We start from the raw sequence: 26535 nt of genomic DNA, 5'->3' as shown, positions 1-26535 counted from the left end.
GCGCTCGATCTGCGCTAGGTGCATGCTGCGCTTGTTGGCGCGGGGGGAATCACGTGAGCGGCGAGTACGCCTTTCTGGATGGCGGCGGCGAGATGGCCGCTGCCATTCGCGACCATGACTGGAGCAGCACGCCGATCGGGCCGATCGCGGGCTGGCCGGCTGCGCTGAAGATCGCGGTCGGTATGATGGTCAATTCGCGCTTTCCCAAATGCATCGTCTGGGGCGCGGACCTGATTACGATCCACAACGGTGCCTTCCGCCCGATCCTGGGCGACAAGCCCTCCGCGCTCGGGCGCTCGTTCCGCGATGTCTGGTCGGAGGTTTGGGGCGATATCGGCCCGCTTGTCGACAAGGCCTTCACGGGCGAGGCGATCTTCATCGAGGATTTCCCGCTCACCACCGATCGCTACGGCCACCCGGAAGAGGTCTGGTTCACCTTCTGCTACAGCCCGATCCGCGACGAGGCAGGCCGCGTACTCGGCGTGATCGACACGGTGATGGAGACGACCGGCAAGGTCCAGGCGGAGCGAAACGGCCGCCTGCTCAATGCCGAACTCGCCCACCGCATGAAGAACACGCTGGCGATGATCGCGGCGATCGCCAGCCAGACCTTCCGTTCGGCCGAAACGCTGGAGGAGGCGCAGTCGATCCTCAGCGACCGCATCGCGACGCTGGGCGAGGCGCATAACATCCTGACCCAATCGAGCTGGAGCAGCGCGCCGATCCGCGCCGTGATCGAGGGGGCGCTGGCGCCGCATCGCTCGGATATCGGCACGGTCCGTGTCGAAGGTCCGCCGCTGCAGTTGACCGCCGACCAGGCGATGACGCTGGCGCTCGCCGCCAACGAACTCGCCACCAACGCGGTCAAATACGGTGCGCTTTCGGTCGAGACCGGCGAGGTTATGATCCGCTGGTCCGTCGGCCGGCCGCAGAGCGAGGATGCCTTCCGCTTCGAGTGGATGGAGAGCGGCGGGCCGCCCGTCGCCAAGCCGCGGCGCCAGGGTTTCGGCTCGCGGCTGGTGGAGCGCGTCATGGCGCAGAAATTCCATGGCGAGGTCGAACTGGACTACCGGCCGGAAGGCTTGCGCTATGTCCTGACCACGACCATGGCCAACATCACGCCGCGGGAATAGCCCCTCTGCGCGAACGATGGATCGCTTCACCGCTTTCAATTTGCGCCTCGTGTGAGAGCGGTTAGGTTCGCGGTCCCACCGCGAACGGGGTATCGCTTCGGACCATGAATATTCTCTCGATCCAGTCCCATGTCGCCTATGGCCATGTGGGCAACGCCTCCGCGACCTTTCCGATGCAGCGGCTCGGTGTCGACGTCTGGCCGATCCACACGGTGCAGTTCTCGAACCATACGGGCTATGGCAGCTGGAAGGGCCGCGTCTTCGATGGCGGCATGATCGACGAGGTGATGGAGGGCATCGCCGAGCGCGGCGTGCTCGCCTCGTGCGACGGGGTGATCTCCGGCTATATGGGTTCGGCCGATATCGGCCATGCCATTCTCTCGGCGGTGGAGCGGGTGCGCGCCGCCGATCCGAAGGCGCTTTATTGCTGCGATCCTGTGATCGGCGATGTCGGGCGCGGCGTCTTCGTGCGGCCGGGTATCCCGGAATTCATGCGCGAGCAGGCGGTGCCGGCCGCCGACATCGTGACGCCGAACCAGTTCGAGCTGGAATTGCTGACCGATGTCGAAATCAAGACGATCGCCGATGCCCACCGCGCGGTGGAAGCGCTGCGCGATGCCGGCCCGAAGGTGGTGATGGTGACCTCGCTCGTCACCGAGGAGACGCCGGGCGACTCGATCGACCTGATGGCGGCCGATGCCAAGGGCAGCTGGCGGGTGCGCACGCCGAAGCTCGATGTCAGCGTCAACGGCGCGGGCGACGCGATCGCGGCCCTGTTCTTCACGCATTACCTGCGCGAGGAATCGGCGGCGGCCGCGCTGTCGAAGGCGGCATCCTCGATCTACGGCCTGCTGAAGCGCACGAAGGAGGCGGGCTCGCGCGAGATCCTGACCGTGGCGGCGCAGGACGAGTTCGTGACGCCCTCGCAGGTCTTCGAGCCGCAGGCGATCTGAGCGCATCGCGATGAAGCTGCGCGTCGGGACCTTCAACGTCGAGAACCTGCTGACGCGGCATCGCTTCGAGCCGGGCGGGCGTACCGAGACGTCCGCGGCGATGTCGCTGTTCCACTTCCCGCGCGCCGACGAGCGCGACGCCGTCGAGCGTTCGCTGGCGGTGGCGCTGGAGGACGACAAGCGCCAGATGACGGCGCTCGCCATCGCCGAGGCGCAGGCCGATCTGTGGATGCTGCAGGAGGTCGATTCGCTTGCCAGCCTGCAGGCCTTTTTCGCGAACTATGTCCATCGCATCGCCGACCATCGCTACGGCCATTTCACACTGATCGACGGCAATGACCGCCGCAACATCGATATCGGCTTCGCGGCGCGGCGCGACCTGTTCGGACAGGGGCAGGTCACGGTGCGCTCGCACAAGGACCTGACCTTCGCGCAGGCCGGGGTGCATGACCGGGAGCTCGCGATGCTCGGCATCGGGCCGCAAGCCAAGGTCTTCGCGCGCGACTGCCTGGAGGTGGAGCTGAGCTTCGCCGGACGGCGGCTCAGCCTGTTCGGCTGCCATCTCAAGTCGATGAACAACGGCCGCGAGGATGGGCGCACCGCGACGCTGCCGGTGCGCCGCGCCGAGGCGCGCGCTGTGCGCTGGCTGGTCCAGCAGCGCTTCGGGGGCGGCTGGCGCGAGACCAACTGGATCGTGCTCGGTGACCTCAACGGCTATCGCTACGGGCTGGGGCCGCGTGCCGAGGTCGTCGACGAAGGCGCCAGCGGCATCGAGCCGCTGCTCGACGGTTTCGCGATCGATCCCATGGACACGCTGCCGGTGCATGAGCGCTGGACGCATTTCCGGCGCTACTGGTCCGAGAGCCAGGAGCGGCTGGTCGATAGCCATATGCCGCTCGACCATATCCTGCTCTCGCCGACGCTTGCGGCAGCAAATCCCCGGCCTGCCATGCAGATGATCCGGCGCGGCCTGCCTTATCGCGTGCCGCTCGATCCGCGCGAGCCCGACCGCTCGATGGCGGCACTCGCGACCTGCGCGAACCGCTATCCGCGCGCCGGTTGGGACCGGCCCAAGGCCTCCGACCATTGCCCGCTCACCATCGATCTCGACATTCCCGAAGGCTGACCCGATGAAACGCCGCTTCGTCACGCTCGACGTCTTCACCACGCGCCGCCATGCCGGCAATCCGCTAGCGGTGGTGCTCCAGTCGGAAGGGCTGGACACCGAGGCGATGCAGGCGATCGCCCGGGAGTTCAACCTGTCCGAGACGGTCTTCGTCGCCCCGCCGGAGAAGCCGGAGCATCGCGCCTCCGTCCGAATCTTCACGCCTGGTGGCGAACTGCCCTTCGCCGGCCATCCGACCGTGGGCACGGCGGTCTGGCTCGCGCTCAGCGACGAGGCCGAAGGCAAGCCAGCCGACATGCTGGTGCTGGAGGAGAAGGTCGGGCCGGTCTCCTGCGCGGTTTCGATCAAGGGCAGCCATGCGGGGCACGCGACCTTCACCTTGCCACGCTTGCCAGAGCGGGCGGGTGAGACCGGGGCGCCGGCTGCGATTGCGGCGGCACTCGGGCTCCAGGCCGGCGATATCGGCTTCGGGGCGCATGTGCCGACGCTTTTCAGCGGAGGCGTGCCGTTTCATTGCATTCCGGTGGCGAGCGGCGAGGCGATCGGCCGTGCGCGGCTCGAACGCGGGTATTGGTCGGCGGCCTTCGGCCATGGCGGGGCCTTCCTCTACACCCGCGAGACCGCCGAGCCCGGTCACGATTTTCACGCGCGGATGTTCTGGCCGGGCGCCGGCATCGGGGAGGACCCGGCGACCGGTGGCGCAGCGGCCGCTTTCGCCGGCGCGGTCATGGCCTATGACAAGCCAGGCGACGGCGACCACCGCCTCGTCATCGAGCAGGGTTATGAGATGGGCCGGCCGTCGCAGATCACGCTGGAATTGAGCGTGCGCGGCGGCGCGCTGGTCTCCGCCCGCATCGGCGGTTCGGCGGTCTTGGTCAGCGAGGGCGTGCTGCTGTGACAGATGGCGTCGAGAACGGCACCATCGTCCGGCTGTCGCGGGTCGATGCGCTGGTCGAGCCCTACGACTGGGCTTTCGCGCGCGAGAACGCGCAGAAGATCGCGGCGCATTGGGCCGATATCAGCGCCGGCAAGCCGACCATGTTCAATGGTCGCGTCATGCTGCAGCATCGGGCCGCGATCCGCGACGGCGTGTTCGAGGCCGGCTATTTCGAGACGGATTACGCTGCCTTCATGACCTGGCGCGATGTCGGCCATCCCGGCCCTGTCATCCGCAACGGCTTCGCCATGGCAGCGCTCAGGGCCAATGACGGCGCCTTTCTCTGCGGCAAGATGGGCGAGCACACCGCCAATGCCGGCAAGGTCTATTTTGCTGCCGGCACGCCCGATCGCGAGGATGCCCGCCCTGACGGGACGCTCGATCTTGCCGGCAGCGTCACGCGCGAGCTCGGCGAGGAGACCGGCTTGCGCGTCGAGGAGCTCACAGTGGGCGAGGGCTGGACGGCGCTGATCGAGCCGGGCCGGATCGCCTTCATGCGCGAGGTTCGCATCAATCTGCCGGCCGACGAGGCGCGCGCGCTGATGCTGGAGCGGATGCGGCACCTCGACGAGGAGGAGCTGTCCGACATCGTCATCGTGCGCGATCTCACAGAGACCGAAAAGCACGACATGCCGCCCTTCATGCGCCGCTATCTCGCACATATCTTCGACGGCAAGTGATCCTGCCTGTCCTGCGAAAGTGATCCGATGACCTCTGCTGAAACCGCCTATCCCGAAGCCCTGCCTTTGCCGGCCGAAAACCCCTTCGCGACGCGCTGGGAGACGCCGTTCCGGCTGCCGCCTTTCGCGGCGATCAAGCCGGAGCATATCCGCCCGGCTTTCGAGGCGGCGCTCGCCAAGCACAAGGCCGAGATCGCGGCGATCATCGCGGATAAGGCCGCGCCCGATTTTGCCAACACGATCGAGGCGCTGGAGCGGGCGGGCAGGGCGCTCTCCCGCGTCGGCGGCGTGTTCTACAACCTGACCGGCGCCGATACGAACGAGGCTTTGCAGGCGATCGAGCGCGAGTTGTCGCCGATCACCTCGCGGCACTGGTCGGCGATCATGATGGACGAGGGGCTCTTCGCCCGCGTCGATGCGGTCAATGCGAAGCGCGATACGCTCGACCTCGGCCCAGAGCAGGCGCGGCTGTTGGAGCGCAGCTACAAGGGCTTCATTCGCTCGGGCGCGAAGCTCGGCGCCGAAGACAAGAAGCGCCTCGCCGCGATCAACGAGCGGCTGGCCGGGCTCGGCACGCAGTTCAGCCAGAACGTGCTGAAGGACGAATCCTCCTACGCGCTCTTCATCGCGGACGAGGCGGGGCTCGCTGGCCTGCCGGAGTTCGTGAAGGCGGCGATGGCGCGCGCTGCGGCCGATCGCGGCAAGCCCGGCCAGCACGCCGTGACGCTGTCGCGCTCGATCATCGAGCCTTTCCTGACTTTCTCGACCCGGCGCGACCTGCGCGAGGAGGCCTTCATCGCCTGGAGCAAGCGCGGCGAGAATGGCGGCGAAAGCGACAACCGCGCGATCGTCGCCGAGATGGTGAAGCTCCGGGCCGAGAAGGCGAAGCTCCTGGGCTATCCGACCTTCGCGCATTTCAAGCTCGACGACGCCATGGCGAAGACGCCGGAGCATGTGCGCGGGCTGTTGGAGCTGGTCTGGAAGCCGGCCAAGGCGCGGGCGGCGCGCGAGGCGGCCGATCTTGCGGCGCTTGCCCAGAGCGAGGGCGAGAACGGCCCGATCCGGCCCTGGGACTGGCGCCACTATGCCGAGAAGGTCCGGCAGAAGACCTATGCGCTCGATGAGGCCGTGCTGAAGCAATATCTCCAGCTCGACCGCGTCCGGCAGGCGGCCTTCGACGTCGCCGGCAAGCTGTTCGGGTTGTCCTTCGTGGAGCGGCCGGAGCTTCAGGGCTACCATCCGGACGTGCGCATCTTCGAGGTCACGGAGACCGCGAGCGGGCGCCATATCGGCCTGTTCGTCGGCGATTACTTCGCCCGTGCCTCGAAGCGGTCCGGCGCCTGGATGAGCGCCTTCCGCGGCCAGCGCAAGCTCGACGGCGAGACCCGGCCGATCATCGTCAATGTCTGCAATTTCGCCAAGCCCGCCGAGGGCAAGCCGGCGCTGCTCTCGCTCGACGATGCGCGCACGCTGTTCCACGAGTTCGGCCACGCGCTGCACGGCCTGCTTTCGGACGTGACTTATGGCTCACTTGCCGGCACCTCGGTCGCGCGCGATTTCGTCGAACTGCCCTCGCAGCTCTACGAGCACTGGTTCATGACGCGTGAGGTGATGCGGGAATACTGCCTGCATGCCGAGACGGGCGAGCCGATCCCTGAGGCCCTGATCGAGAAGATCGAGAAGGCCCAGACCTTCAACCAGGGTTTCGCCACGGTGGAATATACCTCCTCGGCGCTGGTCGATCTGGCCTTCCACTCGCTGGAGGCCCCGGCCGAGGTTGATCCGCTCGCCTTCGAGGCGGCGGAGCTTGCCCGCATCGGCATGCCCGCCGAGATCACCATGCGCCACCGGACGCCGCATTTCACCCATGTCTTCTCGGGCGACGGCTATTCGGCCGGCTATTACAGCTATCTCTGGTCGGAGGTGATGGATGCCGACGCCTTCAACGCCTTTACCGAGACCGGCGACGTGTTCTCGCCTGCGGTCGCGGAGAAGCTGAAGCGCTACATCTATTCGGCCGGCGACACCCGCGATGCGGCGGAGGCCTACACGCTCTTCCGCGGGCGGCTGCCGACGCCGGATGCGCTGCTGGAGAAGCGCGGGTTGGCGGCCTGAACCGCTGCCGTCATTCTCGGGCGAAGCTTTGCTTCGACCCGAGAATCTTATGACTAGAAGACACTGGTTTCCGAGATGCTCGGGTCGAGCCCGAGCATGACGAGCCTAGCTCAGCCGGGATAACCGAACTTCGCTTTGGTCGCGCGGATCTGGCCGGTCGCGCCGGCGTCGTTGCCGGCCGAGCAGGTCGTGCGGGCGCGCGAAATCTCGCCGCTGACCCGGTCATGCACGCTCTTGGTCGTGTGACCGGTCGCCAGGTCGTTGTCGATCACTGCCTGGAAGCGCTCGACCTCGCCGGAGCAGCCGCTGCCCGAAGGCATGCGGAAGGTGTTCGGCGTCACGCCGGGCGCGGCCTGCGACGGCGCCGGAGCCGGAGGCGGGCTTCCGGAGGGCGTCTGGCAGGCGGAGAGCAGGAGCGCGGCGAAGGCCGTGACGAGGACGGTTGAGACACGCATCGGGAAAGCTCCGGCTGATCGTGCCGGGACCATGACCGATTCCTCCGGCGCGGCAAAGCTCCGGTCAGTCGCGCTCGGGCATGAAGAGCGCGACGAGCGTGAAGAGGGCGGCGGCGCCAGCCGCGAGCCAGATCGCGTCGAGCCCGATGCGGCCATGGGCGACGGCGCCCGCGATCGCGCCGCTGAGCAGGCCCAGCCAGAGCACGAAATGACGCAGAAAGGCGAGCTTCGGCCCGCCGAGCAGGGCGCCGGCAATGCGCTGGCCCATCTTCACCAACGTGCCGGTCATGTAGGTCAACCCGATCGTCACCTCGCCGTCGCGCTGGAAGACGCTGTTCTCCGCGCCCATCGCCATGGCGAGCACGCCGGCTCCCGCCATACCGAAGCCGATCATGTCGAGGCCGGCCGAGAGCAGCAGGGCGAGCGTGAGGAAGGCCAGCACGGCCGCCTTGCGCTGGCGCCCGGCAAAATGACCGGCGAGCGAGCCGCCGACGACACCGAGCACAAAAAGCCCGAGGATCGTTGCCGCGAGCAGGATGCCGCCGGCATGGCGACCGGCGAGCTCGATGGCGAAGCGGGTGGTGTTGCCGCTCATGAAGGAGACGAAGAAGCCGCCGAGGCTGAGAAAGCCGAGTGCGTCGACGAAGCCGGCGAGGCCCGACAGGCAGAAGGCGAGGCCGATGACAGGCCGGTCATAGCGCATCATGGCACGGCGCTCCGCTCATCCACGCCGGGCCCCAGCTCAACGCGACCGCCGGCCGAATCGCGCGCTGCCATCTTAATTCACAGAAGCTGCCTGTTCTTATTTCAAATCGGCATGCGACATATGCTTGCGCAGACCCTCCTGCTTCGGTTACATCCTGTCCTGTCGATTTGAGGAACGCCTGTGGTTTCGACCGCCCGCCATGACCTGACGAAGGACTGCGCCGCTGCGCAGGTCGTCGGCATGTGCGCTCGCGCTCCGTTCTCGCTTCTTGGCCTTCTTCTCCTTAGCTGCCCCTGAGGGCCGGCCGGGCATGCTGCCTGGGCGCTCAGGGGAGTGACGAGAACCGCCGACAGAAAACCCAGCGCCCGCCTTGTCCAAGAATTCCGCGGCGCGCCGACACCCGGAAGCAGAACCATGACCAACCCGACCCAGACCGGCTCCTCCAAAGACCGCGTCCTGATCTTCGACACCACCTTGCGCGACGGCGAGCAATGCCCCGGCGCCACCATGACCTTCGAGGAGAAGCTGGAAATCGCCGAGATGCTCGACGCCATGGGCGTCGACATCATCGAGGCCGGCTTCCCGATCGCCTCCGACGGCGACTTCGAGGCGGTGTCCGAGATCGCCCGCCGCCTGAAGCGCGCGACCGTCGCGGGCCTGGCCCGCGCCATCAGCATCGATATCGCCCGGGCCGGCGAGGCGGTGCGCCATGCTGCGAAGCCGCGCATCCACACCTTCGTCTCGACCTCGCCGATCCATCTGGAACACCAGATGCGCAAGACGCAGGAGCAGGTGCTGGAGATCATCACCGCGACGGTGACGCAGGCGCGCAATCTGGTCGACGACATCGAATGGTCGGCGATGGACGCCACCCGCACGCCGATCGACTATCTCTGCCGCACGGTCGAGGCGGCGATCAAGGCCGGCGCGACCACGATCAACCTGCCCGACACGGTGGGCTACGCCACGCCGGACGAATATCGCGCCATGTTCAGGGCGGTGCGCGAGCGCGTGCCGAATGCCGACAAGGCGATCTTCTCGGCGCATTGCCATAACGACCTGGGCCTGGCCGTCGCCAATTCGCTGGCGGCGATCGAGGGCGGTGTGCGGCAGGTCGAGTGCACGGTCAACGGCATCGGCGAGCGCGCCGGCAATGCCGCGCTGGAGGAGATCGTAATGGCGCTGCGCGTGCGTGGCGACGCGATGCCCTACGACACCGGCATCGACGCGACCCAATTGATGCGCATCTCCAAGGCTGTCTCGAACGCCTGCTCCTTCCCGGTGCAGTACAACAAGGCGATCGTCGGGCGGAATGCCTTCGCCCATGAGAGCGGCATCCATCAGGACGGCATGCTGAAGAACAACACCACCTACGAGATCATGACGCCGGAATCGGTCGGCGTGACCAAGACCTCGCTGGTGATGGGCAAGCATTCCGGCCGCGCCGCCTTCCGCTCGAAGCTGAAGGAGATGGGCTACGACCTGGGCGACAACCAGCTCGAGGACGCCTTCACCCGGTTCAAGGCGCTGGCCGACCGCAAGAAGCATGTCTACGACGAGGATATCGAGGCGCTGGTCGACGATAACATCGCCACCGCCCATGACCGCATCAAGCTGATATCGCTGACCGTGATCGCCGGCACGCGCGGCCCGCAGCGCGCCACGATGAAGCTCGATGTCGACGGCAAGCACGTCACCGAGGAGGTCGAGGGCAACGGCCCGATCGATGCGATCTTCAACGCGATCAAGGTGATCGTGCCGCATGAGGTGACGATGGAGCTCTACGACGTCCATGCCGTGACCGAGGGCACCGATGCGCAGGCGGAGGTTTCCGTCAGGCTGTCGCGGGACGGCTCGTCGGTGACCGGCCGTGGCGCCGATCCGGACACGCTGGTCGCTTCGGCGAAGGCCTATCTCGCCGCGCTCAACAAGCTGATCGCGCGGGGCGGGCGCCTGCACGCGCAGGCGGCGGAGTAAGCGAGGGGCATCGCGCTTAGGGAAAGGGTGTCATCCCGTGCGCGCCGCAGCGTGAAACGCTGCGGCGCGCACGGGACCGCGTGCCGCTTGGGGCGCCCTTCCTTACACTCCCCTCAAGGGCGCCTCTTCCTGCCAACGGTCCCGTGTCTGCGCAGCGGCACTGCGCGCCGCAGCGCGCACGGGATGACGGCGCTGCATCGCCCGTTGATCGCGCACAGCACGCTACTCTTCGATTCCAGTGGATGACGCCGGCGCGATCTGGCGCCGGCTCGGTTTTTGCCTTCATCTGCGCTTCCGGTGCGGTCGCTCCCCCGGCGGCCCTGGGGAGCGCGATGCCGATGGGCTATTTTCCGAACTGGACACTGAAAACCTCCGGCGCCGTGATGCCGGACGAGCGGCTGCCGACCGGCCAGACGGTGGTCGCCGGCCTGCAGCATGTCGTCGCCATGTTCGGCTCGACGGTGCTCGCACCCGTGCTGATGGGCTTCGACCCGAATGTCGCGATCTTCTTCTCGGGTATAGCGACGCTGCTGTTCTTCGTGATCACGCGCGGGCAATTGCCGAGCTATCTCGGCTCCTCCTTCGCCTTCATCGGCGTCGTCATCGCCGCGACCGGCTATGCCGGCTCCGGCCCCGATCCGAATATCGGCGTCGCGCTCGGCGGCATCATCGCCTGCGGCGCGGTCTATGCCGTGATCGGCCTGATCGTGCAGGGTGTCGGCACGGCCTGGATCGAGAAGCTACTGCCGCCGGTCGTGACCGGCGCCGTCGTCGCCGCAATCGGCCTCAACCTGACCTCGGTCGCGATCAGCATGATCTCGGCCAGCCCCTATACCAAGTGGATCGCGCTGTTCACGGTCGTCTCGGTGGCGTTGGTCGCTGTCTATGGGCGCGGCCTGCCGCAGCGCCTGCCCATCCTGATCGGCGGAACTCGCGGCCTATGTCCTCTACGCCCTGACCGCCACGAGCTTCGGCGCGCCGCCCGTGAATTTCGCGAAGGTCGGCGAGGCCTCCTGGTTCGGATTGCCGCATTTCGTGGCGCCGGTCTTCGATGCCAAGGCGATGACGCTGATCGTGCCGGTCGCGATCATCCTGGTCGCCGAGAATCTCGGCCATATCAAAGGCATCTCGGTGATGACCGGGCGCAATTTCGACCACCTGATCGGCCGTGGCTTCTTCGCCGACGGTCTCGGCACCATGATCGCCGGATCAGGCGGCGGCACGGGCGTCACGACCTATGCCGAGAACATGGGCGTGATGGCGGTGACGCGGGTCTATTCGACGCTGGTCTTCGTCGCGGCCGGCATCATCGCGCTGCTGCTCGGCTTCTCGCCCAAGTTCGGCGCGGTGATCGGCACGATTCCCGTGGCGGTGCTCGGCGGCCTCGCGGTCGTGGTCTTCGGCCTGATCGCCGCGACAGCCGGCCGGATCTGGGTCGAGAACAAGGTCGACTTCTCCGAGCCGAAGAACCTGATCACGGTCGCGACCGCGCTGATTCTCGGCGCCGGCGACCTGAAGCTGCCGATCTTCGGCTATGAGCTCGGCGGAATCGGCACCGCGACCTTCGGCGCGATCGTGCTCTACCACCTGCTGAACCGCCGCACGGCCTGACAATCCACAGCGCGGCGGGGCCTTTTCCGCCGCGTTTGAAAAAACTGTCACAGATGGGTGGACAGGGGGCGGGGCCTTTGCTACACGCCCCCTGCCTGACGCGGCCAACACCGCTGACCGGCGGCGCTTCGTGGCGTATGGGTGATTAGCTCAGTTGGTAGAGCAGCTGACTCTTAATCAGCGGGTCGTAGGTTCGAGCCCTACATCACCCACCACGACCTCACATTCCTGACATCGCTGGCCTTCTTGTTCCGAGTTGATCTCGGAGGCTGCGCCTATCGGCGCGCTGGTTTGCCAACCCGGTTTGCAAAGCTTCCGAGGCTTGCTCTCTTTGGCGCGCAAGCCCAACGGCGTGCTATCTTTTGCCTTGAATCGGTGACGGAGCGAGCGGCAGCGTGGGCGAATTCGAACTGGTGCTGCGATTGCTGGCCGGCCTTGTGGCTGGTGTCGCGGTGGGCTGGCAGCGGACACTCCAGCGCAAGAGCGCCGGCCTCAGGACCTTCGGGCTGGTCGGGCTCGGCACCGCCGCCGCGGCGAGCCTGTTCAGCGAAACCCTGCATCCCGATGCCGCGAGCCGCGTGGTCCAGGGCGTGCTGACCGGCGTCGGCTTTTTCGGGCGCTGGCCTGATCATCCGCCGCGATGGCGACCTGATGCCCCATGGCCTGACCACGGCGGCGGCGATCTGGGTGACGGCTGCGCTCGGCTGCTCCGCAGGGCTGGGCAAATGGCCGGTGACGCTGGCAGCCACGGTTCTGGCGCTCGTCCTGCTGTTTCTCGATCATTCGCTGGAAAGCCGCTTGCAGCGCCGCCATCCGCTGCCGGGCGATGACGGCACGTCTCGGCCGCCGGACTAAGCAGCGACGCTTCCCTGAGCGGGGAGGGAGCCTTTTGGCGGCTCGGGCGTTCCTGTCCGAAAGGACAGGTTTCACATGATGCAGTTGGATCAAGGCCTTGCGGCCGCTCCCGGCAATACGCCGGCCATTCCGAACCCGCCGCCCGAGGTTCCGCCGTTGACGCCGAGCGAGGTTACGCCGGCCCCTCCCGTGGAATCGCCCCCGGACGCAGAGCCGCAGGGCATCCCGACCGAGCCGCCGCCGGAACTGCCGCCGAATGCGCCGCCGGAGGCTCCCCCGGCGACGCCGATCGATCTGCCGCCGGGGCGCGATCCGCGCCAGCCGCAGGAATAGCCGCGCTTCAGAGCTTCGGGGCGTTGCCGGCGCCGATATCCCAGTAGAGCCCTGCCATGGCGACGAGCCCCTCGCGGGCGATCGCGGCCGGCAGGTGCTCGTCCGGGGCGTGCTGTGAGCAGCCCGGATAGGAATGCGGCACCCAGATCGTGCGCAGCTTCAGGATCTCGGCGAAGATGTCGTTCGGCAGCGAGCCGCCGAGATTGGGAAGCAAGGCCGGCTTCTTGCCGGTGCTCTCGGCGATCGAATCGATCGTGAAGCGCACCCAGGCATCGTCGGGGTCGAGCCGCGTCGCGCCGAAGCGCTCGGTGCCGGGCATGATGATCTCGACCATGTCGAAGCCGTGGCGGTCGAGATGGCGGCGCAGGGCCGGGGCCACGTCTCGCGGATCGATGCCGACGACGAAGCGCAAGGCGACGCGCGCCCAGGCGCTCGGTGGCACGGCGTTCACCGGCGTTTCCGGTACGCCGGATTTCATCGCCAGCACGTCAAAGGAGCACCAGCCGAAAACCTGTTCGGCCGGGGAGAGGCCCGGCTCGCCCCAGTGCGGATCGATCGCCGGGCCGTCCGGGCCGCCGTCGATCTTGCAATCGGCGAGCGCGCGGCGCACGCCGTCGGGTAGTTCCTTCGGCACCCATTCATGAATGCGGATCTGGCCGGTGGGCGAGGTGATCGAGGCGATGGCATGGGCGAGCTGGATCGCCGGGTCGGAGAGGATGCCGCCCCAGTTGCCGGAATGATGCCCGCCCTCGCGGGCCGTGATCTGCAGGTCGAAGGTGATGACGCCGCGGGCGCCCAGGAAGACGGTCGGGCGTTCGGCATTGAGGCGCGGCCCGTCCGAGGCGATCAGGATATCGGCCTTGAGCAGTTCAGCCTCGTCCTCGCAGAGCTCGCGCAGGCCCGGAGAGCCGGATTCCTCGCCCATCTCGATCAGGTACTTGGCGTTGAAGCCAAGCTTGCCGCGCGTCTCCAGCACGGCGCGCAGGCCGTTGATGTTGATGAGGTGCTGGCCCTTGTTGTCGACGACGCCGCGGCCGTACCAGCGGCCATCCCGCTCGACGAGCTTCCAGGGCGAGAGGCCCTCGCTCCATTGCGCGTCGAGGCCGCGGATCACGTCGCCATGGCCGTAGCCGAGGATGGTCGGCAGGGCGGGGTCCTCGATGCGCTCGGCATAGAGGAAGGGGCCGCGCGCCTTGGCATGGGTCAGGATGCGGCAGGTGAAGCCGAGCGATTCGAGCAGCGGCTGCATCTCCTTGTCGAGATACTCGCCCAGCACGGGAGCGCGGTCGGGATTCTGGCTTTCGGTGGGAATCGCGATCAGCCGGCCGAGATCGGTCTTCATCCGGCCTGAGTCGAAATAGTCCTGGGCTTTCGCGATCGCCTGCGCGCGGGTCATGGTCTTGTGGTCTCCCCAATCGATGGCCGGCACAGTGCCGGTGGACGCGCGCCAGCGCCAGTGCCAAGAGAGCCGGGCGCGCCATGCCCGCGGGGCAGGGCGGGCGTCCTACCGGTCGACAGGGCTTCTCCTTCTGCATGACAATGACCCCGCACCCGCACCAGCTCGTCGCGCGCGATGCCATACTGGCGGCGCGGGCGAAGGGCGCGACCGGCTTCCTGCTGGGAGACCTCACCGGGCTCGGCAAGACGCTCTCGGCTTGGCTCGCGCTCTCGGCGATGCCGGAGGAGGAGGTGCTGGTGATCTGCCCGAAGGGCGCGATCCCGCAATGGCGGCGGACCATGGCGCTGTCCGGCCTGCCGGCGAAGCGCGTGACGCTGATGAATTTCGAGAAGACCAAGTCGCTGCTCGCCCCAGTCGCCGACAGCAAGAAGCGCTCGACGCGGGCGAAGAACAACGAGATCGCCAAGCATGGCCGGCCGAAACGGGTCTGGCCGCTCGTCGTGATCGACGAGGCGCATCGCATCCGCAATCCGAATTCGCAGCAGGGATTGGTCTGCCGGCAGATGGCGGAGGCCGCCGATTTCGCGATCTATATGAGCGCGACGGCCGGCCAGTCGCCGCATGAACTGTCCTATCTCGCCGGCCTGCTGGCGAAGGCTGCCGGCATGCCCTCGGCCGATCTCGACGGCTTTCGCGTGCTGATGAAGCGATTGAAGATCGGCCGGACCAAGGGGCGCTGGAAGAACTGGAGCTGGGAGCCGAACGAAGCCGACCGCAAGGTGATGGCCGATTTGCTCTATCGCGGCGCCAACGCCATTGGCCTGCGCCGCCGGCCGGAGGAGATCGCCGGCTGGCCGGAAGTGCAGCGCGAGCTGGCGCCGGTCGCACTCGATACCGCGGCGCGCAAGCTCTACGATGCGACGTGGCGTGAGTTCCGCAAGGAGCTTGGGCTGGCTGGCGGCTCGACCCGCAAGCCGCAGGGTTGGGCCGCCGATCTGCGCTTCCGCCAGAAGGCGAGCCTGCTCCGCATCCCCGGCACGGCGGATTTCTGCGAAGACCTGCTGGGGAATGACGAGCAGGTCGCGATCTCCGTCGCCTTCCTCGAGACCAGCGCGATGCTGGCTGAAACGCTGCGGGGGCGCGGCTGGCGCACGGCGGAGATCAATGGCGAACGCTCGGGCACGCAGAACGAGGAGACGCGCATCGCCTTCCAGACTGGGCAGCTCGACGCGGTGATCTTCACCGTGACCGAGTCGATCTCGCTGCATCGCGGCGAGATGCCGGGCGGCGAGCGCGAGCGGGCGCTGGTCATCCACGACATGCGCCACAGCGCGATCCAGCTCCAGCAGATCGAGGGGCGCTGCCACCGCGACGGCCAGCATGCGACGATCTTCTACGCCTATGCCGAGGAAACGGTGGAGGAGGCGATCGCCGGCACGGTGATCCAGCGCATGGCGGCGATGGAGGGGCTCGCGGGGGACGATACGCGGATGCTGGAGGCGATCGCCGGGATCGTCGAGGGCAGGGGTGCGGCGTAATCCGTCATTGCGCTCGCAATGACGGGTGGGGCCGGGGTCACCTCAATCGCGAGCGCGTTCGCCAAGCTCCCTGGCGCCCTCGACCGACGAACCTGTGAGACGGACGATGCTGTTCCAGGCGTCGCGCGTATACCCGCCCTGATGGACGACCGCGTCGTAGCCGACGACCAGCACGATGATGATCAGAAGCAGGCGGAACACGAACTCTCTCCATTTCTCCAAGGCATCAACGAAGCGAGAGGAGAGGAGGTTCCGGGCGGAGGGGCGTCATTCTCAGGGGGCCCAAGAATCTCAGGATTGGAGGCCACTGGTTCCGAGATGCTCGGGTCAAGCCCGAGCATGGCGTCGTTCTGAAAGGGAGGCCTCAGCCCGCCGGCAGTAGTTCCTTCAGCCGGAACAGGGCGATCTTCTCGACCTCGGCCAGGGCTGTCGCGGATTCCTGCTCTGGTGTGTTCTTCAAGCGCGCGTCGAACGCGGCGAGGATCTGGGCCTTGGTCGCGCCCTTCACTGCCATGATGAAGGGGATGCCGAAGCGGGCCTTGTAGGCCTCGTTCAGCGCGGTGAAGCGGACGTGCTCGTCGCTGGTCAGGCGGTCGAGCCCGGCGCCGGCCTGCTCCTGCGTCGATTCCGGCGTGAGCTCTCCTGCTGCCGCAAGCTTGCCGGCGAGGTCGGGATGCGCGGTGAGCAGGGATTTCTGCTGCTCGGCCGAGCCCTTGCGCATGGCGGCGACCATGGCGGCATGTAGGCCTTCCGCCCTGTCGTGGCCGGGGCCGATCCCGGCGTCATGGGTGGCGTCGGCGATCCAGGGCGAATGCTCCCAGACGCGGCCGAAGACCTCGGTGAACAGCGCCTTCGGCAGCTTCGAGGGCACGTAGCCGCCCTGGGGCGGCTGCGTCCTGACCCAGTGGCGGGCGATCTCGAGCCTCGTCGCGACCCAGACCCGGTCATGGCTCTGCACATAATCGAGGAAGCGGGCGAGCGCGGCGGCGCGGCCCGGCCGGCCGACGAGGCGGCAATGCAGGCCGATCGACATCATCTTCGGTGCCGTCTCGCCCTCGGCATAGAGCGTGTCGAAGGAGTCCTTGAGATAGGTGAAGAATTGCTCGCCGGTATTGAAGCCCTGCGGCGTGGCGAAGCGCATGTCGTTGGCGTCGAGCGTGTAGGGCACGGCGAGCTGAGGCCCCTTCGGCCCGGCAAGCCAATAGGGCAGTTCGTCGGCATAGACGTCGGCCGTGTAGAGGAAGCCGCCTTCCTCCATCGTCAGGGGAATCGTGTTCTCGGAGGTGCGGCCCTGGTAGCAGCCGAGCGGGCGCTCGCCGGTCAGTTCGGTCTGGATGCGGATCGCCTCCAGAATATCGGCGCGCTCGCGCTCCTTCGGCGTATCGCGATAGTCGATCCATTTCAGGCCGTGGGTCGCGATCTCCCAGCCGGCCTCCTGCATCGAGCCGACGATCTCGGGATAGCGCGCGAGTGCGCTCGCGACGGCGAAGACCGTGACCGGCATGCTCCGCTGCGTGAACATCCGCCACAACCGCCAATAGCCGGCGCGGGAGCCGTATTCGTAGATCGACTCCATGTTCATGTGGCGCTGGCCCGGCCAGGGCGCCGCGCCGACGATCTCGGACAGGAAGGCCTCGGAGGCCGCATCGCCATGGAGGATGCAGTTCTCGCCGCCTTCCTCGTAATTCACCACGAACTGGACGGCGATGCGCGCCTCGCCCGGCCAGTGCGGATGCGGAGCCGCCCGGCCATAGCCCTTCATGTCGCGCGGATAGGTCGGCTTGGTCATGGTCGTTCAGCTGCCGCGATAGGTGGAATAGCTCCAGGGCGAGGCCAGGAGCGGGACGTGATAGCGGCCCTCCGGCTCGGCGATGCCGAAGCGGACGGGGACTAGATCGAGGAAGGCAGGCTGCGGCAGGGCTGTGCCGAGGCCGCGGAAATAGGCGCCGATCGCGAAGGTCAATTCATAGCTGCCGGGCACCAGCGTTCCCGAGAGCAGGGCGGCGTCGGTGCGGCCGTCGGCATTGGTCACGGCCTCGGCCAGCCGCTCGCGCGAGCCGTCGGCCTCGAGCCGGTCAAGCGTCACGGCGATGCCGGCGCCGGGGCGGCCGTTGACCGTGTCGAGCACATGCGTCGAGAGATGTCCCATGCGGTCTCCTGAAGGCTCCGGCATCGGGTCTGGCCGGGTTCCGGAGAGTGTACGGCGCCTCACGCGGCGATGAATATTGGCTTTTGCGATAAGATCATGTTCCCGGATGTCAATCCGCGTCGCCGTTCTAGCGATTTCAGGCGCAGCGAAAGCAGGCTATTTTGTTGCGGCCGGAGCTTCCGGTTCCCGGTTCACCTCCAGCTCTCCCGGAGCGCGGCGCCATGCTCGAAGCCTATCTGATGGAATGGGGCGGCATGATGCTGCGCTGGCTCCATGTCATCACGGCGATCGCCTGGATCGGCGCCTCGTTCTTCTTCATCCATCTCGACGCCTCGCTGAAGGGGGCCGACGACATCCCGCCCGGCACCGGCGGGCGCGCCTGGCAGGTCCATGGCGGCGGCTTCTACGAGATGCGCAAATACATGGTCGCGCCGGCCGTGATGCCGGCCGAGCTGACATGGCACAAATGGCAGAGCTACTGGACCTGGATCTCGGGCTTCTTCCTGCTCGTCTGGGTCTATTACGCCCAGTCGGAACTCTACCTGATCGATCCGGCGGTGATGCAGCTCTCGCCCTTCGCTGCCGGCGCGATCGGCATCGCGGCGCTGGTGATCGGCTGGCTGATCTACGATCTGCTCTGCAAGTCGCCCCTCGGCAAGCACGACGTGTGGCTGGGCCTCGTCGGCTTCGGCTATGTCGTCGCGGCAAGCTGGGCCTTCGCCAACGTCTTCTCCGGGCGCGGCGCGCTGATCCATACCGGCGCGCTGATGGCGACGATCATGACCGCCAATGTGTTCTTCAACATCATGCCCGGCCAGCGGAAGGTGATCGCGGCCTTGGTCGCCGGCGAGAAGCCCGATCCGAAATATGGCAAGGCGGCCAAGCAGCGCTCGACGCATAACAACTACATCACCCTGCCGGTGCTGTTCCTGATGCTGTCGAACCACTATCCGGTGACCTATGCCAATTCGAGCGCGATCCCGCTGCTGGTCGCGCTCGTGATCGTGGCGGGGGCGCTGATCCGGCATTTCTTCAACATCCGGCACGGCGACCACGCCAAATCGCCCTGGTGGTGCTGGGCGGTGGCGATCCTGGCGCTCTGGCTTGCCTTCTGGGTGGCGATGTCGTCCTCGCCGGGCGGGCGCGAGCAGCTCGGCCTCAAGCCGGGCGAGGCGGGCAAGCCCGTGCTGCTGGCCGGGGTGGCGCTGCCGCCGACTGAGGTCTCGAACATCGTGACCGGGCGCTGCGCCATGTGCCATGCGCCGGAACCGTCCTGGCCGGGCATCCAGATCGCGCCCAAGGGCGTGATGCTGCATCAGCCCGAGCAGATCGCGCTCCATGCCCGCGCCATCCGCACGCAGGCGGTGATGACCCATGCGATGCCGCCGAACAATCTCTCCGGCATGACCCCCGCCGAGCGCAAGGCGCTGGCGGGCTGGCTCGCGGCGGCGGCGCGCTGAGCCCGGACCACCGCTCGCTTGACGTGTCGGAAACACCACGGTCATCCCGGGCTTGACCCGGGATCCATGCCTGAGCGCTTCCGATAAGAGTTCAGGCATGGATCCCGGATCTCCGCTTCGCTCCGTCCGGGATGACCCGCGTTCTTTATGACGGGAGTCGGGGCTGACACCCACCCGGGTCCCCGCCGTTTCCCCCATCCCATTTCCGCTTTCTTCAGCCTGTCATCAGCCTCGTTCACGGAGGCGTGATTACGTTCAGATTCGGTTCAGGTACGCAGCGCCATGGTCCAGCCACTGACAGGGCTGGAGACAGGATCCCAGAACGGGACCGTTCGTGCCGAGGACCGTGGGGGTCCAAGTTGAGACGCGTTGATGCAAGGGGCGCCGGCTACCTGCTGGCGGCCATCGGTTTCGTCGTGGCATGGGGTATCCTGTGCTGGCCCTGGCTTTCGGGGGCGGTGACGATTCCGTTCGACGCGAAGGCGCATTTCCAGGCGCAGGTGCAGTTCCTCGCCAACGCGATCCATACCGGCCAGTCCCCGTTCTGGAACCACCACGTTTTCGCCGGCTCGCCGCAGATCGCCGATCCGCAATCGCTGATCTTCTCGCCCGCGATCCTGCTCGCGCTGATCTCGCCGGAGCCGAGCTTCCGCGAGGTCGATGCCTATGTGCTGGCGCATCTGCTCGCGGGCGGGCTCGCACTCCTGATGTTCTTCCGCGATCGCGGCTGGCACCCGGCCGGCGGGCTGATGGCGGCGCTGGTCTTCGCCTTCGGCGCTTCGGCGGCCTGGCGCGTCCAGCATGTCGGCCAGATCGCGAGCTATGCCTTCTTCGCCATCGCCTTCTGGCTGACGGCGCGGATGCTGCAGCGTTCCTCGATCCTCTCGGGCGTCTTCGCCGGCCTCGCGGCCGGCATGATGGTGCTTGAGCCGGACCAGGTCGCGCTGCTCGCCGGCTATGTGCTGGTCGCGATGGTCGTGGCGCACTGGATCTCCGGCGGCTGGCCTGCCTTCAAGGCGAGCCTGCTGCCGATTACGGCCGCAAGCGTCGTCGGCGTCGCGGTCATCGCGATGCCGCTGATCTGGACCTGGCTCTTCGCCGAGGCGACGACCCGGCCGGAAATCGATTTCGGCATCGCGGCGCGCGGCTCGCTGCACCCGATGTCACTGCTCTCCGCCTTCGTCGGCGACCTCTACGGCGCCAAGGATCCGGCCGTCGAGTTCTGGGGTCCCTATGGCGATGCGCGGGTGCTCTATCTCTCGCAGAACATGGCGCAGGTCTATTTCGGCGCGCTGCCGCTGCTGCTGCTGCTAGCGCCCGGCCTGACGCGCGGCTGGCTCTGGGACAGGTCGGTCCGCCCGCTGACGCTGATGCTGGTCTTCATGGTGCTGTTCGCGCTCGGGCGCTACACGCCGCTGTTCCACCTGACCTATGAGTATCTGCCGGGCGTGAAGCAGTTCCGCCGCCCGGCCGATGCGACCTTCCTGATCGGCGGCATCGCGGCGATCCTCTCCGGCTATGTGCTGCATCGCATCCTGACGGCGGAGGCTGGAACCTCGTTCCGGCGCGACATGCTGATCGGGGCGGCTCTGGTCCTCGGCACGATCGTGTTCGCGCTCGCTGTCTCGCGCGGCTGGGGCCATCTCGCCGATGCCTGGAAGCCGGTCGCGATGGCGCTGGGTTGGTTTGCGCTCGCGGGCGGGGCGTTCTTCGTCCTGCAGCGCTGGCGTGGCGCGCTCGGCACAGCGGCTGCGGCCGCCCTGGTCACGGGCGTGGTGGCGGCCGATCTCGGCGTCAATAACGGTCCGAACGAATCGACTGCGCTCTCGCCGCAGATGTACGATGTGCTGGATTCCCGCACGAAGAACGACACCATCGCGCTGCTGAAGCAGTTGACCTCGCAGCCAGACGGCTCGCCGCGGCGCGACCGGGTGGAACTGCTCGGCATGGGCTTCGAATGGCCGAATGCCGGCATGGTCCATGGCTTCGACCATACGCTGGGCTACAACCCGCTGCGGCTGGAGGATTTCTCCGAGGCCGTCGGCACCGGCGACGGCATCGCCAAGCCGGCGGACCGCAAGTTCACGCCGCTCTTCCCGTCCTACCGCTGCCGGCTCGCGAACCTGCTGGGGCTGCGCTACATCGCCTCGCCGGTGCCGATCGAGCAGGTCGATCGCGCGCTCGGCGGGAGCGACCTCACCCTGATCGCCCGGACCAAGCAGGGCTATGTCTACGAGAACCCGCGGGCGCTGCCGCGCGTGCAGTTCGTGGGCGGCTGGCAGTTCGCCGATTTCGAGAGCATGAAGCTCTCGGGTCACTGGCCGGAAACCGACCCGACCCAGGCCGTTCTGCTCGATGTCGAACCGCCGGTCCCGACGCCGGAAGGACCGGTCGCCACCCAGGCCGAGATCAAGCTGACGCGCTATCGCAACGCCCAGGTCGAGATCGAGGTCACGACCCCGGTCGCCGGCTTCGTCGTGCTCAACGACATCTGGCATCCCTGGTGGAAGGCCGAGGTCGACGGCGTCGAGGCCGAGATCCTGCGGGCCAATGTGCTGTTCCGCGCCGTGCAGGTGCCGGCCGGCACCCATAAGGTGCGCTTCAGCTTCCAGCCGCTCTGGGGCGCGCTGGCCGAGCTCAGGGCGCGCATCGAGCCGCAGGAGCCGGACGACATGCTGCCGCCGGCGCCGCGCCATGACGAGCCGCAGATCGTGACCGCGCCGGGCGAGATGCCGAAGCTGGCCGGCCCGTCCGAGAGCGTGCGCAATTCGCTGGGCCTGGGTACTGCCCAGGGCCCGGCGGCGCGTAACGGCACCGCCGCAGCGCATATCCCCGGCGACGCCGTCGCGCATTGAAAAAGCCGCGGCAGGCGCCGCGGCTCTTAAGGAAACGCTGTCGTCCCGTGCGCGCTGCGGCATGTAAATGCCGCTGCGCAGACACGGGACCGTTTCCCGGAAAAGGCACCTTTGTGGAGGTGTTGGGAAGGGAGCTTCGAGCGGCGCGCGGTCCCGTGTCTGCGCAGCAGCGTTTCACGCTGCAGCGCGCACGGGATGACACCTGCTCTTGTCGGAAGGCGGCCCTTTACCGGGCCTACGGTCAGCGCGTCGAGATAGCGCTGTCGTCCCGTGCGCGCTGCGGCATGGAATGCCGCTGCGCAGACACGGGACCGTTCCCCGGAACAGGCGCCCTTGCGGAGGGCGTTGGGAAGGGAGCCTCAAGCGGCACGCGGTCCCGTGTCTGCGCAGCAGCGTTTCACGCTGCAGCGCGCACGGGATGACACGCTTTTCCCAAGAAAGACTTGCTCAGGCGACCCCGAGCTTCTTCTGCAGGCTGGTCGAGGAGGTCGTGTACTGGAAGGTCAGCCGCTTCTCCGGATAGACGTAGCGGTGGACCTTCTGGGCGCAGAGCGCCGCCTCGTGGAAGCCCGAGAGGATGAGCTTGAGCTTGCCCGGATAGGTGTTGATGTCGCCGACGGCGAAGATGCCGGGCACGCTGGTCTCGAATTTCTCGGTGTCGACCGGGACAAGATTTTCATTGAGGTTCAGGCCCCAGTCGGCGATCGGGCCGAGCTTCATCGTCAGGCCGAAGAAGGGCAGCAGCGTATCGCAGGCGATCTCGAAGGGTTCGTTGTCGGTGCCGCGGCAGACGACCGCTTCCAGATTGCCGTTCTCACCCTTCAGGCCGGTGACCTGGCCGAGCTTCATGTCCATCTTGCCGTCAGCGACGAGGGCGCGCATCTGCTCGACCGAATGCGGCGCGGCGCGGAAATCGTCGCGGCGATGCATCAGCGTGACGCGGTTGGCGATGGGCTGGAGGTTCAGCGTCCAGTCGAGCGCGGAATCGCCGCCGCCGACGATCAGGATGTTTCGGCCGCGGAAGGCCTCCATCTTGCGCACGGCATAGAAGACCGAGCCGGCCTCATAGGCCTCGATGCCGGGGATCGGCGGCTTCTTCGGCTGAAAGGAGCCGCCGCCGGCGGCGATGATCACGGTCTTGGTGTCGAAGACGGTGCCGGCATCGGTGGTGACGCGGAAGCGCGGTGCATCAGTGGTGCCGGTCGGCTCGACGGCCTCGATCATCTGGTTGAGGTGGAAGGTCGGCCCGAAGGGCTTGATCTGCTCCAGCAGGTTGTCGACCAGCGCCTGGCCGGTGACCATCGGAAAGCCCGGGATGTCGTAGATCGGCTTCTCCGGATAGAGCTCCGCGCATTGCCCGCCGACCTTCGGCAGGATGTCGACGAGATGGGCGCGGATGTCGAGCAGGCCGAGCTCGAAAACGGCGAAGAGACCGCAGGGGCCGGCACCGACGATGACGACGTCGGTGGTGATGACTTCGTTTTCGTTGGCGGCAGCCGCGTCGCTCATGATTCTACCTTCGAGCCGGTCCAAACTGTCCGATTTAACGAACTCGCGCGGAGGACATGAGGCTTCGAAGGCCGGTTGGCAAGTGCAAAGTGCGAAATTGGCGCGGCGACCGGGGAGGGGGAAGAGCCTTCTCTTTTTCCCGATCGCCGGAGTGTTTTCAGGCTCCCGTATCGGCCTTGAGCCCGGCGGCCGCGATGCCGGCGCAGGCGGCGGCCTCGTCATTGTCGGAGGTGTCGCCGGAGATGCCGACCGCGCCCAGCAGCGCGCCCTCGGGCGAGCGGATCAGCACGCCGCCGGGGACCGGCACCAGCGAACCGCCGACGGCATGGGTCGCCGCCTCGACGAAATAGGGCCGGTCCAGCGCCATCTTGTGGATCGCGCGCGAGCCGACGCCGAGCGCAACTGCGCCATGCGCCTTGCCGAGTGCGATCTCGCCGCGCCTCAGGCTGGTGCCGTCCTGCGCGGCGAAAGCCTTCTGCGACCCGCGGGCATCGAGCACGGCGATGGCGAGCGGCTTGAAGCCGTTCGATTCGGCATGGCCGAGCGCTGTCTGGAGGATGGTCTGGGCCTGGGCGAGGGTCAGCATGGGAAAACTCCGCTTTCGTCTGCGACGTTCTTGCCAGCCGTAGGCGGCGCAGGAAAGGCCGTTCGGGCGCGCTTTTCGCAATCGGTGCTGGCCGGCAAGCAAAACACCTTTTCCATGCCGACTTGCATAGGGGCGCCCGACAGGGCTTGATAGCGCCGCGACACGCGGAGGTTTTACTCATGGGTCTGTTTAGTTTCATCAAGGATGCCGGCGCCAAGATCTTCGGCGGCTCGGCTCAGGCGGCGACCGCCGACGCTCTGCAGAAGGAACTCGCCGGACACGGCCTGCCTTCCGACGTCAACATCCAGATCGATGGCGACAAGGTGAAGGTCTCCGGCAAGGCGGTTTCGACGGAAGAGGCGGAGAAGATCATTCTCGCGCTCGGCAACACCACGGGCGTCGCCCAGGTCGAGTCCGATCTCGCCGTGACCAAGGAAGCCGCTGCGGCGGTGTTCTACACGGTGAAGAAGGGCGACACGCTCTGGAAGATCGCCGAGGAGCATTACGGCAAGGGCCAGGGCGCGAAATACACCGAGATCGTCAAGGCCAACACGCCGCCGGTCAAGAATCCCGACCTGATCCTGCCGGGCTGGGTCCTGCGCATTCCGCCGAAGGCCTGAGGGCTTTCAGCTAGAAGGCAGCCGTGCGCCTTGGGCTCGCGGCTGCTTTTCGTTTTTGGCATCGCAAGGCGCGTCCGAACGGTGGCGCCTGTGCGATTGCCGACTTATCTCAACGGCTCGCCCGACCGAGCTGGGGACGCTTGCCCATGATCGTGAACGACCTCGATATCGACGCCGTCAAGGCGGGCCTGGGTGACGGCTCCATCCTGCTGGTCGACGTGCGCGAGCCCTATGAGTTCGCCGCCGGCCATATTCCGGGCTCGGTGTCGCGGCCGCTGTCGCAATTCGATCCCGCCGATCTGCCGAACGAGCCGGGCAAGCGCATCGTGCTCTCCTGCGCGGCGGGCGTGCGCTCGCGGCGCGCGCTCGAATTCGCGCAATCGGCCGGGCTCGATATCGACAGCCATTATGCCGGCGGCTTCAAGGACTGGCTGATGCATGGCGAGCCGGTGACGCAGGATTGAGGGCTCAAGCCCGATCCGCGCCCCGCGCCGCTTGCAAGACTAAGGATAAAGACCATGCTGACCCGCGCTTTCTTCTACAGTGCCGCCTGCGCCGCCGCGCTCCTTCTGGCCGCTCCCAACGCCGGCTGGGCGCAAGGCGTGGCGACGATGCCGGCCGGCAGCGCCAGCAAGGCTGCCGATGACGACCTCCAGGCCGCGATCACCAAGTCGAATGCCTATACCGGATTGATGAACCGCACACTGCGGGCGATCCAGTCCTGGGAGCGCTATGGCAGCTGGGTCGACATGAAGAAGGGCCCGACCGGCAAGGAGCGCTACATCACCTATGGGCTCTACAGCCTTTATGACGTCGCCGGCGAGATCAAGAAGGCCGAAGAGGCGATGGCCCGCGAGCCCAAGCTGCCGGCGATCGACGAGACCATGGGCCGCTACATCAAGGCCTATCAGGAGCTGGCGCCGCTGATCACCAAGGCGGAGCGCTATTACGACCGCAAGGATTATCGCGACGACAATCTCGCCGAGGGCCAGAAGCTGCATGCACTGATGGTGCCGGCGGCCAAGACCTTCCTGGAGGAGCGCTCCAAGCTCGATGCGCTGATGCGCGTCTACAAGCGCGGTCTCGACCAGCGCGAACTCGCCTCGGTCGAGCAGCGCGAGGGCAAGTCGGCCCGGTGGCAGGTGCGCAACATCATGATCAACGCGCGCGCCGTCATGGACCTGATGCCGAGCAACGAGAGCCCGATCGTCGATCTCAAGGTCTTCAACGCCGCGGTCGCCGATTATGCCGGCGCGGTCCGCGAGATGGATGCGTTCAAGGACAAGGACCCCAAGGGCGTGCCGTTCATCGAGAGCCAGGCCAGCTCCTGGCTCGGCAAGCTGCGCGATTTCAGCGACAAGCTTGCCAAGAGCAAGGGCGATGTCCGGCGCGGCGCGGCCAATGACGCCAACTGGATCGTCAACAACTACAACACCATGGTCTCGCTCTCGGAGACAGCGGTGCGCATGTCGCGCTGACCGCGCAATGCACCGGACGCACCCCGGCGCGCCGCGTGCCGGGGGCTGACGTGGCGTGAT

Annotated in this window: 23 protein-coding genes, 1 tRNA gene and 2 pseudogenes; 18 read left to right on the top strand and 8 right to left on the bottom strand. The window is 67.1% G+C overall.

Translation table 11 applies throughout. The annotated features are described in order from the left end of the window. Window positions 1-53 precede the first annotated feature (53 nt). The 6 genes from ACFJGT_RS15235 (at window position 54) to ACFJGT_RS15210 (ending at window position 6944) form a co-directional block, all read left to right on the top strand. Complete coding sequence (locus ACFJGT_RS15235) at window positions 54-1133, top strand: sensor histidine kinase (protein WP_377838817.1); 1080 nt, start codon at window positions 54-56, stop codon at window positions 1131-1133. Window positions 1134-1237: 104 nt separating this feature from the next. Next, a complete protein-coding gene (pdxY, locus tag ACFJGT_RS15230) occupies window positions 1238-2086 on the top strand; it encodes a pyridoxal kinase PdxY (RefSeq protein ID WP_377838816.1) in 849 nt (282 codons plus the stop codon). A gap of 10 nt (window positions 2087-2096) precedes the next feature. After that, entirely contained in the window at window positions 2097-3212 is a 1116-nt protein-coding gene (locus ACFJGT_RS15225; RefSeq protein ID WP_377838815.1) for an endonuclease/exonuclease/phosphatase family protein, read from the top strand. Between the two features lie 4 nt (window positions 3213-3216). Then, on the top strand, window positions 3217-4110 hold the full coding sequence (locus ACFJGT_RS15220; RefSeq protein ID WP_377838814.1) for a PhzF family phenazine biosynthesis protein: 894 nt from the start codon (window positions 3217-3219) through the stop codon (window positions 4108-4110). Continuing rightward, window positions 4107-4829 (top strand): NUDIX hydrolase, encoded by a 723-nt coding sequence (locus ACFJGT_RS15215; protein ID WP_377838813.1) that lies wholly within the window; start codon window positions 4107-4109, stop codon window positions 4827-4829. Before ACFJGT_RS15220 ends, ACFJGT_RS15215 begins: the two co-directional genes overlap by 4 nt. Before the next feature lie 27 nt (window positions 4830-4856). Further along, window positions 4857-6944 (top strand): M3 family metallopeptidase, encoded by a 2088-nt coding sequence (locus ACFJGT_RS15210; RefSeq protein WP_377838812.1) that lies wholly within the window; start codon window positions 4857-4859, stop codon window positions 6942-6944. 110 nt (window positions 6945-7054) lie between these two features. Here ACFJGT_RS15210 and ACFJGT_RS15205 read toward each other — a convergent pair whose 3' ends face one another. Together ACFJGT_RS15205 and ACFJGT_RS15200 are read right to left on the bottom strand one after the other, a co-directional pair. After that, window positions 7055-7399, bottom strand: coding sequence for a hypothetical protein (locus ACFJGT_RS15205; RefSeq protein WP_377838811.1), 345 nt, complete (start codon window positions 7397-7399; stop codon window positions 7055-7057). Window positions 7400-7463: 64 nt separating this feature from the next. After that, complete coding sequence (locus tag ACFJGT_RS15200; RefSeq protein WP_377838810.1) at window positions 7464-8105, bottom strand: YoaK family protein; 642 nt, start codon at window positions 8103-8105, stop codon at window positions 7464-7466. A 414-nt stretch (window positions 8106-8519) separates the two neighbouring features. Between ACFJGT_RS15200 and ACFJGT_RS15195 the strand changes: the two genes are divergently transcribed. From ACFJGT_RS15195 to ACFJGT_RS15170, 6 genes and pseudogenes are all read left to right on the top strand, one after another. After that, window positions 8520-10082, top strand: a complete 1563-nt coding sequence (locus ACFJGT_RS15195; RefSeq protein WP_377838809.1) for a 2-isopropylmalate synthase — start codon at window positions 8520-8522, stop codon at window positions 10080-10082. A gap of 332 nt (window positions 10083-10414) precedes the next feature. After that, window positions 10415-11693: pseudogene (locus ACFJGT_RS15190) on the top strand (solute carrier family 23 protein). Between the two features lie 139 nt (window positions 11694-11832). Next, a tRNA-Lys gene (locus ACFJGT_RS15185) sits at window positions 11833-11908 on the top strand. Between the two features lie 180 nt (window positions 11909-12088). Continuing rightward, window positions 12089-12250 (top strand): annotated as a pseudogene (locus ACFJGT_RS15180) (MgtC/SapB family protein); the annotation flags it as partial. Window positions 12251-12344: 94 nt separating this feature from the next. Further along, window positions 12345-12548 (top strand): MgtC/SapB family protein, encoded by a 204-nt coding sequence (locus ACFJGT_RS15175; protein WP_377838808.1) that lies wholly within the window; start codon window positions 12345-12347, stop codon window positions 12546-12548. 75 nt (window positions 12549-12623) lie between these two features. Continuing rightward, entirely contained in the window at window positions 12624-12881 is a 258-nt protein-coding gene (locus ACFJGT_RS15170) for a hypothetical protein (protein WP_377838807.1), read from the top strand. A gap of 7 nt (window positions 12882-12888) precedes the next feature. Here ACFJGT_RS15170 and ACFJGT_RS15165 read toward each other — a convergent pair whose 3' ends face one another. Next, the gene (locus tag ACFJGT_RS15165) at window positions 12889-14277 is read right to left on the bottom strand and encodes a M20 family metallopeptidase (protein ID WP_377838806.1); all 1389 of its coding nucleotides are present in this window, start codon (window positions 14275-14277) and stop codon (window positions 12889-12891) included. Window positions 14278-14414: 137 nt separating this feature from the next. Between ACFJGT_RS15165 and ACFJGT_RS15160 the strand changes: the two genes are divergently transcribed. Further along, on the top strand, window positions 14415-15818 hold the full coding sequence (locus ACFJGT_RS15160) for an SNF2-related protein (protein WP_377838805.1): 1404 nt from the start codon (window positions 14415-14417) through the stop codon (window positions 15816-15818). A 42-nt stretch (window positions 15819-15860) separates the two neighbouring features. On the opposite strand, the gene ACFJGT_RS15155 is transcribed toward ACFJGT_RS15160, so the two are convergent. The 3 genes from ACFJGT_RS15155 to uraH form a co-directional block, all read right to left on the bottom strand. After that, window positions 15861-16019 (bottom strand): hypothetical protein, encoded by a 159-nt coding sequence (locus ACFJGT_RS15155; RefSeq protein ID WP_377838804.1) that lies wholly within the window; start codon window positions 16017-16019, stop codon window positions 15861-15863. A gap of 163 nt (window positions 16020-16182) precedes the next feature. Continuing rightward, on the bottom strand, window positions 16183-17607 hold the full coding sequence (puuE, locus tag ACFJGT_RS15150) for an allantoinase PuuE (protein WP_377838803.1): 1425 nt from the start codon (window positions 17605-17607) through the stop codon (window positions 16183-16185). A gap of 6 nt (window positions 17608-17613) precedes the next feature. Then, window positions 17614-17967 carry a hydroxyisourate hydrolase gene (gene uraH / locus ACFJGT_RS15145; RefSeq protein ID WP_377838802.1) on the bottom strand — a complete coding sequence of 118 codons (354 nt, stop codon included), beginning with the start codon at window positions 17965-17967 and terminating at the stop codon, window positions 17614-17616. Between the two features lie 221 nt (window positions 17968-18188). On the opposite strand from uraH, the gene ACFJGT_RS15140 reads away from it, so the two are divergent. Beyond that, a complete protein-coding gene (locus ACFJGT_RS15140; protein ID WP_377838801.1) occupies window positions 18189-19427 on the top strand; it encodes a urate hydroxylase PuuD in 1239 nt (412 codons plus the stop codon). Between the two features lie 359 nt (window positions 19428-19786). Beyond that, window positions 19787-22282 (top strand): hypothetical protein, encoded by a 2496-nt coding sequence (locus ACFJGT_RS15135; protein ID WP_377838800.1) that lies wholly within the window; start codon window positions 19787-19789, stop codon window positions 22280-22282. A 447-nt stretch (window positions 22283-22729) separates the two neighbouring features. Here the strand turns inward: ACFJGT_RS15135 and ACFJGT_RS15130 are convergent, their stop codons facing one another. After that, on the bottom strand, window positions 22730-23791 hold the full coding sequence (locus tag ACFJGT_RS15130) for an NAD(P)/FAD-dependent oxidoreductase (RefSeq protein WP_377838799.1): 1062 nt from the start codon (window positions 23789-23791) through the stop codon (window positions 22730-22732). A 157-nt stretch (window positions 23792-23948) separates the two neighbouring features. After that, window positions 23949-24377, bottom strand: a complete 429-nt coding sequence (locus ACFJGT_RS15125) for a heme-binding protein (protein WP_377838798.1) — start codon at window positions 24375-24377, stop codon at window positions 23949-23951. A gap of 179 nt (window positions 24378-24556) precedes the next feature. On the opposite strand from ACFJGT_RS15125, the gene lysM reads away from it, so the two are divergent. The 3 genes from lysM (at window position 24557) to ACFJGT_RS15110 (ending at window position 26475) form a co-directional block, all read left to right on the top strand. After that, window positions 24557-24997, top strand: coding sequence for a peptidoglycan-binding protein LysM (lysM, locus tag ACFJGT_RS15120; RefSeq protein ID WP_377838797.1), 441 nt, complete (start codon window positions 24557-24559; stop codon window positions 24995-24997). A gap of 146 nt (window positions 24998-25143) precedes the next feature. After that, complete coding sequence (locus ACFJGT_RS15115) at window positions 25144-25461, top strand: rhodanese-like domain-containing protein (RefSeq protein ID WP_377838796.1); 318 nt, start codon at window positions 25144-25146, stop codon at window positions 25459-25461. Between the two features lie 54 nt (window positions 25462-25515). Next, window positions 25516-26475: a YiiG family protein gene (locus ACFJGT_RS15110; RefSeq protein WP_377838795.1), complete on the top strand. Its 960-nt coding sequence runs from the start codon at window positions 25516-25518 to the stop codon at window positions 26473-26475. Window positions 26476-26535: the final 60 nt, after the last annotated feature.

Source organism: Allobosea sp. UC22_33 (assembly GCF_042700715.1).
In the GTDB taxonomy this organism is placed as follows: Bacteria; Pseudomonadota; Alphaproteobacteria; order Rhizobiales; family Beijerinckiaceae; genus Allobosea.
The sequence above is the reverse complement of the archived record's forward strand: the minus strand, read 5'-3'. Positions and strand labels throughout refer to the sequence as shown.

What these genes read in the sequence shown, in the direction of transcription:
- ACFJGT_RS15130 (WP_377838799.1), bottom strand. Translation starts at nt 23,791, where the DNA reads ATGAGCGACGCGGCTGCCGCCAACGAAAACGAAGTCATCACCACCGAC.
- ACFJGT_RS15115 (WP_377838796.1), top strand. Translation starts at nt 25,144, where the DNA reads ATGATCGTGAACGACCTCGATATCGACGCCGTCAAGGCGGGCCTGGGT.
- ACFJGT_RS15205 (WP_377838811.1), bottom strand. Translation starts at nt 7,399, where the DNA reads ATGCGTGTCTCAACCGTCCTCGTCACGGCCTTCGCCGCGCTCCTGCTC.
- ACFJGT_RS15225 (WP_377838815.1), top strand. Translation starts at nt 2,097, where the DNA reads ATGAAGCTGCGCGTCGGGACCTTCAACGTCGAGAACCTGCTGACGCGG.
- ACFJGT_RS15165 (WP_377838806.1), bottom strand. Translation starts at nt 14,277, where the DNA reads ATGACCCGCGCGCAGGCGATCGCGAAAGCCCAGGACTATTTCGACTCA.
- uraH (WP_377838802.1), bottom strand. Translation starts at nt 17,967, where the DNA reads ATGGGACATCTCTCGACGCATGTGCTCGACACGGTCAACGGCCGCCCC.
- ACFJGT_RS15110 (WP_377838795.1), top strand. Translation starts at nt 25,516, where the DNA reads ATGCTGACCCGCGCTTTCTTCTACAGTGCCGCCTGCGCCGCCGCGCTC.
- lysM (WP_377838797.1), top strand. Translation starts at nt 24,557, where the DNA reads ATGGGTCTGTTTAGTTTCATCAAGGATGCCGGCGCCAAGATCTTCGGC.
- ACFJGT_RS15220 (WP_377838814.1), top strand. Translation starts at nt 3,217, where the DNA reads ATGAAACGCCGCTTCGTCACGCTCGACGTCTTCACCACGCGCCGCCAT.
- pdxY (WP_377838816.1), top strand. Translation starts at nt 1,238, where the DNA reads ATGAATATTCTCTCGATCCAGTCCCATGTCGCCTATGGCCATGTGGGC.
- ACFJGT_RS15170 (WP_377838807.1), top strand. Translation starts at nt 12,624, where the DNA reads ATGATGCAGTTGGATCAAGGCCTTGCGGCCGCTCCCGGCAATACGCCG.
- ACFJGT_RS15210 (WP_377838812.1), top strand. Translation starts at nt 4,857, where the DNA reads ATGACCTCTGCTGAAACCGCCTATCCCGAAGCCCTGCCTTTGCCGGCC.
- ACFJGT_RS15140 (WP_377838801.1), top strand. Translation starts at nt 18,189, where the DNA reads ATGCTCGAAGCCTATCTGATGGAATGGGGCGGCATGATGCTGCGCTGG.
- ACFJGT_RS15200 (WP_377838810.1), bottom strand. Translation starts at nt 8,105, where the DNA reads ATGATGCGCTATGACCGGCCTGTCATCGGCCTCGCCTTCTGCCTGTCG.
- ACFJGT_RS15125 (WP_377838798.1), bottom strand. Translation starts at nt 24,377, where the DNA reads ATGCTGACCCTCGCCCAGGCCCAGACCATCCTCCAGACAGCGCTCGGC.
- puuE (WP_377838803.1), bottom strand. Translation starts at nt 17,607, where the DNA reads ATGACCAAGCCGACCTATCCGCGCGACATGAAGGGCTATGGCCGGGCG.
- ACFJGT_RS15175 (WP_377838808.1), top strand. Translation starts at nt 12,345, where the DNA reads ATGCCCCATGGCCTGACCACGGCGGCGGCGATCTGGGTGACGGCTGCG.
- ACFJGT_RS15160 (WP_377838805.1), top strand. Translation starts at nt 14,415, where the DNA reads ATGACAATGACCCCGCACCCGCACCAGCTCGTCGCGCGCGATGCCATA.
- ACFJGT_RS15195 (WP_377838809.1), top strand. Translation starts at nt 8,520, where the DNA reads ATGACCAACCCGACCCAGACCGGCTCCTCCAAAGACCGCGTCCTGATC.